Annotated in this window: 1 protein-coding gene (running past one end of the window); it reads left to right on the plus strand. The window is 71.4% G+C overall.

The window, feature by feature from the left end:
• Positions 1 to 13,544: the 5' portion of an SDR family NAD(P)-dependent oxidoreductase gene (locus tag J8403_RS44110; protein WP_425519918.1), read on the plus strand. Its footprint extends 3,541 nt past the window's final position; the window shows 13,544 of its 17,085 coding nt (coding positions 1-13,544); its start codon is at positions 1 to 3; its stop codon lies beyond the right edge, outside the window.

The following is a 13,544-nucleotide window of genomic DNA, read 5'->3' on the forward strand; positions in this document are numbered from 1 at the left end:
GTGCGGGTGGTGGCGTGTGATGTGGCGGATCGGGGTGCGGTGGCGGGGTTGGTGGGGTCGATTGAGGGGTTGGGGGTGGTGGTGCATGCGGCGGGTGTGGTGGATGACGGGGTGGTTGGTTCTTTGGATGGTGGGCGGTTGGTTGGGGTGTTGGGGCCGAAGGCGTTGGGGGCTTGGTATTTGCATGAGGCGACGTGTGGGTTGGATCTGTCGGCGTTTGTGTTGTTCTCGTCGGCGGCGGGTGTGTTGGGGAATGCGGGTCAGGGGAGTTATGCGGCGGCGAATGGGTTTCTGGATGCGTTGGCTGCGCATCGGCGGGCGCAGGGGTTGCCGGGGGTGTCCATCGCGTGGGGGTTCTGGGAAGAACGCAGCGAGCAGACCGAGCACCTGTCGGGCGACGATTTGGCGCGTTCCCACGCGGTGCCGATGCCCACCTCTCAGGCACTCGATCTGTTCGACGCGGCGCTCGCCGCCGATGAGGCGATGGTGCTGGCCGCACCGCTGAATCTCCAGGCATGGGCGGGTGTCGACAACCTGCCCGCCGTCCTGCGCGACCTGGTCCGCCCCCGAATCCGGCGCGCTGCCCAGGCGGTCGACGCCCCTGACTCGGCCTCCGCGCTCGGACACCGACTGGCCGCCGTGGACCGCGCCGAGTGGGATCAGGCCGTACTCGACCTCGTGCGCAATCACATCGCGGCGGTGCTGCGCCACGCGTCCACGGAATCGGTCGACACCGCGCGGACCTTCCAGGAGATCGGCTTCGACTCGCTGACCGCGGTGGAACTGCGCAACCGGATCAGCGCGGCCACCGGCGTACGGCTGCCCGCCACCGCCGTGTTCGACTATCCGACACCGCGTGCGCTCGCCGAGCATCTGCTGGCCGAAGTCGTCGGCGCGGACAGCGGCGCCGTCGCCACACCGGCCGGGGGCGCCCTCGTCGCCGACGATCCGATCGTGATCGTCGGAATGAGCTGCCGCTACCCCGGCGGGATCACCTCACCGGAAGCGCTGTGGGACCTGGTGCGCTCCGGCGGCGACGCGATATCGGTCCTGCCGACCGACCGCGGCTGGGACCTGGACGGCCTGTACGATCCGGACCCGGATCGCCCCGGTACGTCGTATGCCCGCAGCGGTGGATTCGTCTACGACGCGGCCGAGTTCGACGCCGGGTTCTTCGGCATCTCGCCGCGCGAGGCCGCGGCCATGGACCCGCAGCAGCGGCTGCTCCTGGAGACATCGTGGGAGGTGTTCGAGCGCGCGGGTATCCCCGCCACCTCCGTCAAGGGCGAGCGCATCGGTGTGTTCACCGGCGTGATGCACCACGACTACCTCACCCGCCTGTCGACCACCCCGGACGGCGTCGAGGGATATCTGGGCACGGGCGCGGCGGCCGGCGTCGCCTCGGGCCGCGTGGCCTACACCTTCGGACTCGAGGGCCCGGCGGTCACCGTGGACACGGCCTGTTCGTCGTCGCTGGTGGCACTGCACCTCGCGATACAGGCGCTGCGCCTCGGTGAGTGCTCACTCGCGCTGGCCGGTGGCGTCACGGTGATGTCCACCCCCACCGTCTTCGTGGAATTCTCCCGTCAGCGCGGGCTCGCACCGGACGGCACCTGCAAGGCGTTCGCGGGAGCGGCGGACGGCACCGGCTTCGCAGAAGGCATCGGCATGCTGCTGGTGGAGCGGCTGTCTGATGCTGAGCGCAACGGGCACCCCATCCTGGCGGTGGTGCGGGGTTCGGCGGTGAATCAGGATGGTGCGTCGAATGGGTTGACGGCGCCGAATGGTCCATCGCAGCAGCGGGTGATCCGCCAGGCGCTGGCCAGCGCCGGACTCGCCGCCCAGGACGTCGATGCGGTGGAGGCGCACGGCACGGGGACGACGCTGGGTGATCCGATCGAGGCGCAGGCCCTGCTGGCCACCTACGGTCGGGACCGGGATCCGGAGCGGCCGCTGCTGCTGGGCTCGATCAAGTCGAATATCGGTCATACGCAGGCGGCGGCGGGTGTGGCCGGTGTGATCAAGATGGTGATGGCGCTGCGCCACGGTGTGCTGCCGCAGAGCCTCCACATCGATGAGCCGACTCCCCATGTCGACTGGTCCACCGGCGCGGTGCGGCTGCTGGGCGAGCAGACGGCGTGGCCGGAGGCCGGGCGGCCCCGGCGCGCCGGAGTGTCGTCGTTCGGCATCAGCGGAACGAACGCACACCTGATTATCGAGCAGGCGCCGACGCCGACGCACGCGGAGGCGCCCGACGATGCCGAACCAGGCGCGGCGGTCCCGTGGATCATCTCGGGCCGGGACCGGCGCGCCATTCGCGCACAGGCGGAACGACTGCGCGCACACGTGATGAGCCACCCTGACGAGAGCGTGGCGGACATCGGTTTCTCGCTGTTCACCAGCCGCGCGATGCTGGAACATCGCGCGGTGGTGCTCGGCGGCGATCACACCGCACTGCTGGCCGGGCTGACGGCCCTGGTACAGGGCGCACCGGCACCGGGCGTGGTGGAGGCGGCGGACGCGGCCGAGCCGGGACGCTCGGTGGTGTTCGTCTTCCCGGGTCAGGGGGCGCAGTGGTCCGGGATGGCGCTGGAGCTGATGGAGTCCTCGCCGGTGTTCGCGCGACGGATGGGCGAGTGCGCGGATGCGTTGGCTCCGTTGGTGGAGTGGTCGCTGTTCGATGTGCTGGGTGATGAAGCGGCGCTGGCTCGTGTCGATGTGGTCCAGCCGGTGCTGTGGGCGGTGATGGTGTCCCTGGCGGAGTTGTGGCGTTCGTACGGTGTGGTGCCCTCGGCGGTGGTGGGTCATTCGCAGGGCGAGATCGCGGCGGCGTGTGTGGCGGGTGGTCTGACCTTGGCAGATGGCGCCCGAGTGGTGGTGCTGCGCAGCAAGGCCCTGCTCGCCTTGTCGGGCCAGGGCGGAATGGTGTCCGTCCCGGTGCCCGCCGACCGGCTGCGGGACCGCCCCGGGCTGTCGATCGCGGCGGTGAACGGCCCCGCGACGACGGTGGTGTCCGGTGCGGTCGAGGTGCTGGACGCGGTGCTGGCGGAGTTCCCCGAGGCCAAGCGGATTCCCGTGGACTACGCCTCCCACTCGCCCCAGATCGAAGGGATCCGCGAGGAACTGCTGAAGGTCCTCGCGTCCATCGAGCCGCGCACCGGCACGACCCCCTTCCACTCCACGGTGACCGGACGGCCCATCGACACCGCGCAACTGGACGCGGACTACTGGTATCGCAACCTGCGCGAGACCGTGCAGCTCGAGCAGGTCACCCGCGCGGCGCTGGAGGGCGGCCACCACACCTTCATCGAAATCAGCCCCCACCCGGTCCTGACCACAGGCCTGCGCGAAACGCTCGACGACGCGGGCGCGGACGGCGGACTCGTCCTGGCCTCACTGCGCCGGGACGACGGTGGCCTCGTCCGCTTCCTCAGCGCGCTGGCCGAGGCGTACGCACATGGTGTCGAGGTGAACTGGCTGCCGCTGTTCCCCGGCGCCCGCCGGGTGGACCTGCCGACGTACGCCTTCCAGCGGGAGCGCTACTGGCTGGACGCCACGCCGTCCGAGACCTCCACCGGCACGGTCGACACCGACTTCTGGGACACCGTAGAGCGTGAGGACCTCGAGTCGCTCGCCGGAGCGCTGCGCATCGACGGGCAGTCGCTGCACGAGGTGGTGCCCGCCCTGTCCCAGTGGCGGCGCGAACGCCGTGATGTCTCCACCATCGACTCATGGCGGTACAAGGTCCGCTGGAAGCCGCTCACCGCACCCGCCACGTCGCCGGCCGGCGCCTGGCTGGTCGTGGTCTCCCATGCGGAGGCCGAGCACGAGTGGGTCGCCGGGGTGACCGGTGCGCTCACCCGTCACGGTGCCGAGCCCCTCATGGTCGTTCTCGGCGAGTCCGAACTGGACCGTGCCACGCTGGCCGACCGGCTGGGCGCCGTCCTGGCCGACACCCCCCGGATCAGCGGTGTGGTGTCGCTGACCGCGTTGGACGAAAGCCCGCACCCCGCGTATCCCTCGGTCCCCCAGGGATACGCGATGACGCTGTTGCTTTCGCAGGCGCTCGGAGACGCCGGTCTGGAAGCGCCGATGTGGTGCCTCACCCAACGTGGCATCTCGCTCGGCTACGGCGACGGCGTCGGTGGCGGTGCCCAAAGCGGTGCCCAAAGCGGTGCCAATTACGATGCCCGTAGCGGTGCCACAACCGGTGGCGAAGGCGGTGGCGAAGGCGACCCGGCCGTCCGCCGGAAGCAGGCCCTGGCCTGGGGCCTCGGCAAGGTGATCGCCCTGGAACAGCCGCTGCGCTGGGGCGGTCTGATCGATCTGCCGGAGGGCGTGGACCCGCGTACCCAGGACCACCTGGCCGGTGTGCTGGCCGGCACCTCGGGCGAGGATCAGGTGGCGATCCGCCCGAGTGGGCTCTTCGGCCGGAGGCTGGCGCATGCGCCGGCCCGCGAGCGCGGCGGGTCCTGGCAACCTCGCGGCACCGTACTGGTCACCGGCGGCACCGGAGCCTTGGGCGGCCATGTCGCCCGGTGGCTGGCCGACCGGGGCGCCGAACACGTGGTGCTGACCAGCCGCCGCGGCATGGCCGCGCCGGGCGCCGAGCGGCTGGCCGGAGAGCTGGAGGCGCTCGGCGCCCGGGTGACGGTGGCGGCGTGTGACGTCGGGGACCGGGACGCCCTGGCCGCGTTGCTGGCCGAGGTCGGACCGCTGACCGCGGTGGTGCACACCGCGGCGGTGCTCGATGACGGCACCCTGAACTCGCTCACCACTGAGCAACTCCAACGAGTGCTGCGCGTCAAGACCGACGGTGCGGTGCATCTGCACGAGCTGACCCGCGACATGGACCTGTCCGCCTTCGTCCTCTTCTCCTCGCTGTCGGGCACCCTGGGCGCACCCGGACAGGGCAACTACGCACCCGGCCACGTCTTCGTGGACACGCTGGCCGAGCAGCGCCGGGCCGAGGGCCTGGTCGCCACCTCCATCGCCTGGGGTCTGTGGGCCGGCGACGGCATGGGCGAGGGCGGGGTGGGCGAGGTGGCCCGCCGCCACGGCGTACCGGAGATGGCACCCGAGATGGCGGTCGCGGCCATGGCACGCGCCGTCGAGCAGGACGACACCGTCGTCACGGTCGCCGAGATCGACTGGGACCGGCACTACGTCGCGTTCACCGCGACCCGCCCCAGCCCGCTGCTGTCCGAACTCCCCGAGGTGCGGGCGCTGATCCAGGCCGGAGTCGGTCAGGAGAGCGCCGAGCCGGGCCACGAGCGCTCGGAATTCGCGCAGCGGATCGCCGGGATGGCCGACGCCGACCGGGAGCGCGCGGTGCTGGACCTGGTCCGGCGCCATGTCGCGGTCGTACTCGGGCACACCGGCCCGGATGCCATCGACCCCGGCCGGGCCTTCCAGGAGAGCGGCTTCGACTCGGTCACCGCGGTCGAACTGCGCAACCGGCTCAACCGGGCCACCGGCCTCCGGCTGCCGGCCACGCTGACGTACGACCAGCCCACCCCACTGGCGATGGCGGAGTACCTCCGCGGCGAACTGCTGCACGGTGGCCAGGACCGCTCGGCCCCGGCCCTCCCGGTCCAGGCGATCGGCGCGGTGGACGACGAGCCCATCGCGATCGTGGGGATGAGCTGCCGCTTCCCGGGGGACGTGATGTCTCCCGAGGATCTGTGGCGGCTGCTCGCCGACGGCGCCGACGCCATCGGCCCGTTCCCCGAGAACCGGGGCTGGGACACCGCGAACCTCTTCCATCCGGACCCCGACCACCGGGGCACCTCCGCCACCCGAGCGGCCGCGTTCATGACCGGAGCCGGAGAGTTCGACGCCGAATTCTTCGGAATCTCCCCGCGTGAAGCGGTGGCGATGGACCCGCAACAGCGGCTGCTGCTCGAGGTGTCGTGGGAGGCGCTGGAGCGGGCCGGCATCGACCCCACGACGCTGCGGGGCAGTGAGACCGGCGTGTTCACGGGGACGAACGGCCAGGACTACGCGGCCCTGCTGAAGGCGGACGAGACGGGCGACTTCGAGGGCCGGGTGGGCACGGGCAACTCGGCATCGGTCATGTCCGGCCGGGTCTCCTACGTCCTCGGTCTCGAAGGCCCCGCGCTGACCGTGGACACGGCGTGTTCATCGTCGCTGGTGGCCCTGCACCTGGCGGTACGGGCCCTGCGGTCCGGCGAGTGCTCGCTGGCCCTGGCGGGTGGCGCGAGCGTCATGACGACCGCCGGCATCTTCGTGGAATTCTCCCGCCAGCGCGCACTGGCGGCCGATGGACGCTGCAAGGCGTTCGCGGCGGCGGCGGACGGCACCGGTTGGGGCGAGGGTGCCGGAATGCTGGTGGTCGAGCGGCTGTCCGATGCTGAGCGCAACGGGCACCCCATCCTGGCGGTGGTGCGGGGTTCGGCGGTGAACCAGGACGGTGCGTCGAATGGGCTGACGGCGCCAAACGGTCCATCACAGCAGCGGGTGATCCGGCAGGCGCTGGCGAACGCCCGTTTGTCCACGGTGGATGTGGACGCGGTGGAGGCGCACGGTACGGGGACGACACTGGGTGATCCGATCGAGGCGCAGGCGCTGTTGGCCACCTACGGTCAGGATCGGGATCCGGAGCGGCCGGTTCTTCTGGGGTCGATCAAGTCGAACATTGGTCATACGCAGGCGGCGGCGGGTGTGGCCGGTGTGATCAAGATGGTGATGGCGATGTGCCACGGTGTGCTGCCGCAGAGCCTCCACATCGATGAGCCGACTCCCCATGTGGACTGGTCCACCGGCGCGGTGCGGCTCCTGGGCGAGCAGACGCCGTGGCCCGAGACCACACGGCCCCGCCGCGCCGGAGTGTCGGCCTTCGGCGTGAGCGGCACCAACGCCCATGTGATTTTGGAGCAAGGCCCCGAACCGGTCGCCGAGCCCGAACTCTCGCCGGAACGCGACGGATCAAGGGTCGTGCCGTGGGTGGTGTCGGGCGCGAGCGAGTCCGGTGTCCGCGCACAAGCCGAGCGTCTCATGGCCTTTGTCGGCGACCGGCCGGAGCTGAGTCCGGTGGATGTCGGCTGGTCGCTGGCGTCGACCCGTGCCGCCCTGCCACACCGTGCCGTGGTCGTCGGCGCCGACCGCGATGGCCTCCTCCGTGAGCTGGCGGCCGTGGCCAGTGGCAGCGCCCCGATCGGCGAGGCCCGAACGCACTCCGGAGTGGTGTTCGTCTTCCCGGGGCAGGGGTCGCAGTGGGTCGGGATGGCGCTGGAGTTGATGGAGTCCTCGCCGGTGTTCGCGCGGCGGATGGACGAGTGTGCGGATGCGTTGGCTCCGCTGGTGGAGTGGTCGCTGTCGGACGTGCTGGGCGATGAGGTGGCGCTGGGGCGGGTCGATGTGGTGCAGCCGGTGTTGTGGGCGGTGATGGTGTCCCTGGCCGAGTTGTGGCGTTCGTTTGGTGTGGTGCCGTCGGCGGTGGTGGGTCATTCGCAGGGCGAGATCGCGGCGGCGTGTGTGGCGGGTGGTCTGTCGCTGTCGGATGGCGCGCGGGTGGTGGTGCTGCGCAGCAAGGCCCTGCTCGCCTTGTCGGGCCAGGGCGGAATGGTGTCCGTCCCGGTGCCCGCCGATCAGGTGCGGGACCGTACCGGTTTGTCGGTGGCGGCGGTGAACGGTCCGGCGTCGACGGTGGTGTCGGGGTCGGTTGAGGTGCTGGATGCGGTGCTGGTGGAGTTCCCTGAGGCCAAGCGGATTCCGGTGGATTACGCCTCGCATTCATCGCAGGTGGAGGAGATCCGGGAAGAGCTGGCGGAGGCTCTGGCGGGCGTCGCGCCGTGCGGTGGGCAGGTGCCGTTCTATTCGGCGGTGACCGGGCGGCTGATGGACACCGCGGAGCTGGATGCGGGGTACTGGTACCGGAATCTGCGCGAGACCGTGGAATTCCGGTCCACGATTGAGGGGCTGCTGGAGCTCGGGCACACGGTGTTCGTCGAGGCCAGTCCGCATCCGGTGCTGACCATCGGTATCCAGGACACCGCCGACGCCACCGACACCCCCATCATCACCACCGGATCGCTGCGCCGCGACGACGGCGGCCCCGCCCGCTTCCTCAGCACCGTCGGCCGGCTGTTCATCGAGGGTGTGCCGGTGGACTGGCAGCCGCTGTTCGCCGAGGCCGGGGCGCGGAGGGTCGATCTCCCGACCTATGCGTTCCAGCATGAGTGGTTCTGGCTGGATCCGGTGCGCGGCGCGACCGATGTCGGGGGCGCGGGCCTTGTCGGTCTCGATCACCCCTTGGTGAGCGCGGTGGTGCCCCTGCCCGAATCCGGCGGCTGTGTGCTGACCGGTTCGCTCTCCACCGCCACCCACCCCTGGCTGGGCGATCACGCCGTGCTGGGCAAGGTGTTGCTGCCGGGCACCGCATTCGTGGAACTGGCCGTACAAGCCGGGTTGCACGTGGACTGCCGCACGCTCGACGAGCTGACCCTGCAGGCGCCGCTCGTGCTGCCCGAGCACGGAGACGTACGAGACGTACAGATCCAGGCGGCGGTCGGCGGGCCGGACGAGAACGGTCGCCGGTCGGTCACGGTGTACTCCAGGCCGGGCGGGGACCGGGCCTGGATACGGCACGCCACCGGCAGCGTCAGCCCCGGTGGCGACACGGCCACCGTGGACCGGACGGTGTGGCCGCCGGAGGGCGCCACACGGGTCGATCTCACCGATGTCTACGCCGAGATGAGCACCCGCGGTTACGCGTACGGGCCCGTCTTCCAGGGGCTGCACACGGCATGGCGGCGCGGTGACGAGGTGTTCGCCGAGGTGGCCTTGGACGAGACGGCCGCGAGCGACGCGGGCCGCTTCGGTGTCCATCCCGCCCTGCTGGATGCCGCCCTGCACGGCGCCGGACTGGGCGCGTTCGTGACCGAACCGGGCCGGCCGCACCTTCCGTTCGCCTGGACCGGTGTCACCCTGCACGCCGTCGGTGCCACCACCTTGCGGGTCGCGCTGACACCGGCAGGGCCGAACGCCATCTCGCTCCTGGCCATGGACGGCACGGGGGCACCGGTGCTTTCGGCGGACTCTCTGGTCCTGCGCCCGGTGTCCGAGCGCGGGCTGGGCGATGGCCACAGCGATGCGCTGTTCCGGGTGGACTGGACGGAGCTCGCCCTGCCCGGCTCGCCCGACGGCCCGGATGAGGATGACTTCCCCGTCATCGAGTCCGCGGCGCAACTGGCCGAGCTGGCGGCGGTCCAGCCCCAGGCCGGGGCGGTGGTGTTCAGGGCTTCCGCCGCTGAGGAAGGCCCGGAAGGCGTGTACGCGCTCAATAGCCGCGTCCTCGAAGTCGCGCAGGCGTGGCTGGCGGACGACCGGTTCGCGGACACCCGCCTTGTTATGGTGACGCGGGGCGCGGTCGCGACCATGGCCGGTGAAAATCCGGAGAGCCTCGCCGCCGCCGCGGTGTGGGGCCTCATACGCACCGCGCAGACCGAGAACCCCGGCCGCTTCGTGCTCGTGGACACGGCGGCCGACGATCCGTCCGCAGGGTCCGCGCTCCCGGCATTGCTCACCACCGACGAACCACAGGTGGCCATCCGGGCCGGAAAGGCGCTGGTACCCAGGCTGGTACGGGCCACCTCGCCGGCGTTGCCGATCCCAGCGGAAACGGACACCTGGCGGCTGGAGGCCGACGGCGAGGGCACTTTGGAGCATCTGGTCCTCGCGCCCTGCGCGGAGGTGTCCAGGCCACTGGCCGCGGGCGAGGTCCGGGTGGCCATGCACGCCGCCGGGGTCAACTTCCGTGATGTCCTCCTGGCCTTGGGGATGTACCCGGACCAGGCTGGCCTACTGGGCAGCGAAGGCGCCGGAACCGTGCTGGAGATCGGCTCCGGAGTGGCCGGAATGGCCCCCGGAGACCGGGTGATGGGCCTGTTCTCCGGGGCCTTCGGGCCGGTGGCGATCACCGATCACCGGCTGGTGGCCCCGATCCCGGCCGGCTGGTCCTTCCCGCGGGCCGCCGCCACCCCGATCGCCTTCCTCACCGCGATGTACGCGTTGGTCGACCTGGCCGATGTGCGCAGCGGCGAGTCGGTGCTGGTGCACGCGGCAGCAGGTGGCGTCGGGATGGCGGCAGTGCAGGTGGCCCACTGGCTGGGCGCCGAGGTCTTCGCCACCGCGAGCCCGGCCAAATGGGATGCGGTGCGCGCATGCGGTGTCGCCCCGCAGCGGATCGCGTCCTCCCGCTCGACGGAGTTCGCGGAACACTTCCGCTCGGGCGCGCCGGACGGGGTGGATGTCGTACTCAACTCGCTGACCGGCGAACTCCTCGACTGCTCACTCGGACTGCTGCGCCCCGGCGGGCGGCTGATCGAGATGGGCAGGACCGACCTCCGGGACGCCGAGGAGGTGCTGGCGCGCCACGGCGTGGCGTACCGGGCCTTTGAACTGCTCGACGCCGGCCCCGACCGGATCCACCGACTGCTCACCGAGCTGCTCTCCCTGTTCCAGCAGGGCGTGTTCACCCCGCTGCCGCTGCGGATCCAGGACGTACGTCAGGCGGATGACGCCTTCCGCCGGCTCTCCCAGGCGCGGCACATCGGCAAGCTGGCCCTCACCATTCCCCGACCGCTCTCCGGCGGCACCGTACTCATCACCGGCGGCACCGGGACGCTGGGCGGCCTGGTGGCTCGCCACCTGGTGCGCGAGCACGGAGTGACGGAGCTGGTGCTGGCCGGCCGCCGCGGCAACACCGCTCCGGACGTGGCGGAGCTGGTCGCCGAGCTGGAGGCCGCCGGGGCGCGCGTGCGGGTGGCCGCATGCGATGTGGCGGACCGGGACGCCACCGCCGCGTTGGTCGACTCGCTACCGAATCTGCGGGGCGTGGTGCACACCGCCGGTGTCCTCGACGACGCCGTGATCGGGTCGCTCACCCCCGAGCGGCTGCGGACGGTGCTGCGCCCCAAGGCGGACGCCGCATGGCATCTGCACGAACTGACCCGGGACCGGGACCTGGCCGAGTTCGTGTTGTTCTCCTCGGCGGCCGGGGTGCTCGGCGGCCCGGGGCAGGGCAATTACGCGGCGGCCAACACCTTCCTGGACGCGCTGGCCGCACACCGCCGGGCACAGGGACTGCCCGCGACCTCGCTGGCCTGGGGCTTCTGGGAGCAGCGCAGCGGGCTGACCGAACACCTGACCACCGACCGGCTCGCCCGGTCCGGCGTCCGCCCGCTGTCCACCGATGAGGGGTTGGCCCTCTTCGACGCCGCCCTGGCGACCGGCGACACCCTGCTGGTGCCGATGCGGTACGAACCATCCTCATCAGCGACCGAGCCGGTGCCCGCCCTGCTGCGCGGCCTCGTACGCGCTCCGCTCGCCCGCGCCCTTCCGGGCCCGGCCGACGCGGTGGACAACGGTGGCTACGACGGTCTCGCGGGGCTGGCGGAGGACGAACGTCTCGACGCTCTGCTCGACTTGGTCCGCCGACAGGCGGCGGCCGTGCTCGGCCACGGCGGTCCGGAATCGGTGACCCCGCAGCGGCCGTTCAAGGAACTCGGCTTCGACTCGCTCTCCGCCGTCGAACTGCGCAACAGGCTGCGCACGGCAACCGGACGACGGCTGCAGGCCACCTTGATCTTCGACCATCCCACTCCGGCCGCGCTCGCCCGCCATCTCGACGCCGTGCTGTCCGGCTCCACAGATGGGGCGGTGGCCGTACCGGCACCCGTGGTTGCGCACCCGGCCGACGAGCCGATCGCCATCGTCGGCATGAGCTGTCGGCTCCCGGGCGGTGTGGACTCCCCGGAGGCGCTGTGGCGGCTGCTGGAGAGCGGCGCGGACGCGATATCGGAACTGCCGACCGACCGCGGCTGGGACCTTGACGCGCTCTACGATCAGGACCGGAGCCGGCCCGGCACGACCTACGCCAGGACCGGCGGCTTCCTCGAGAACGCGGCGGACTTCGACGCGGGATTCTTCACCATCTCCCCCCGGGAGGCGCTGGCCGCCGATCCTCAGCAACGTCTGTGGCTCGAGGCGTGCTGGGAAGCCTTCGAGCGCGCCGGTATCGATCCCCTCGCCCTGAAGGGCACCCGCACCGGGGTGTTCGCGGGTGCCGCATCGACGACGTACGGCGCGGGCCAGGCCGCCACTCCGGACGGCTCCGAGGGGTACCTGCTCACCGGGAACTCCACCTCCGTGATCTCCGGCCGCGTGGCCTACACCCTCGGCCTCGAGGGCCCCGCCGTCACCGTGGACACCGCGTGCTCCTCCTCGCTGGTCAGCGTGCACTGGGCCTGCGAGTCGCTGCGTCGTGGCGAAAGCACACTGGCGCTGGCGGGTGGCGTGGCCGTGATGACGACACCGGACCTGCTGGTCGAGTTCTCCCGCCAGCGCGGACTCGCACCGGACGGGCGGTGCAAGGCATTCGCCGCCGCCGCCGACGGCACCGGGTTCGCCGAAGGCGCCGGGGTGCTCGTCCTGGAACGGCTGTCCGACGCGGAGCGGAACGGCCACCGCGTGCTGGCGGTGGTGCGTGGTTCCGCCGTCAACCAGGATGGTGCCTCGAATGGGCTGACGGCGCCGAATGGTCCGTCGCAGCAGCGGGTGATCCGGCAGGCGCTGGCGAATGCCCGTCTGTCGGCGGCGGATGTGGACGCGGTCGAGGCACACGGCACGGGGACGACGCTGGGCGATCCGATCGAGGCGCAGGCCCTGTTGGCCACCTACGGTCAGGACCGGGATCCGGAACGGCCGCTGCTGCTGGGCTCGGTGAAGTCCAACATCGGACACACCCAGGCGGCCGCGGGCGCGGCCGGACTCATCAAGATGGTTCTGGCCCTGCGCAACGGCGTGCTGCCACGAACCCTGCACATCGATGCACCCTCCCCGCACGTCGACTGGAACGCCGGGGCCATGGAGCTGCTGACCGAGCAGACCACGTGGCCCGACCACCAGGACCGCCCACGCCGCGCCGGGGTGTCCGCGTTCGGAGTGAGCGGCACCAACGCCCATGTGATCCTCGAACAGGCACCGGAGCTGGACGAGAGCGGTGAGCCGGCCCCCGACCGGGCGGGGCTGCCCGCGGTGCCATGGGTGCTGTCGGGTGCTGGGGCGGCCGGGCTACGGGCGCAGGCCGAGCGGTTGGCATCCTTCGTGCGGCAGAACCCTGAGCTCGACCCCCTGGATGTGGGATGGTCCCTGGTCGCGACCCGCGCGGCCCTGTCGCACCGGGCGGTCGTCGTGGGCACGGACCGCGCGGAACTGCTGCGCGGGCTGGACGCCATCGAAATCGGCGGCGCTGCCCAGCCCGGTCGCGAGGTGGTGTTCGTCTTCCCGGGTCAGGGGTCGCAGTGGGCCGGGATGGCGCTGGAGTTGATGGACTCCTCGCCGGTGTTCGCGGGGCGAATGCGTGAATGTGCCGATGCGCTGGCTCCGTTCGCTGAGTGGTCGCTCCTCGATGTGGTGGGCGATGAGGCGGCGCTGGGTCGGGTGGATGTGGTGCAGCCGGTGTTGTGGGCAGTGATGGTGTCCCTGGCGGAGTTGTGGCGTTCGTACGGTGTGGTGCCATC

It is taken from the genome of Streptomyces yatensis (genome assembly GCF_018069625.1).
Classification (GTDB): Bacteria; Actinomycetota; Actinomycetes; order Streptomycetales; family Streptomycetaceae; genus Streptomyces; species Streptomyces yatensis.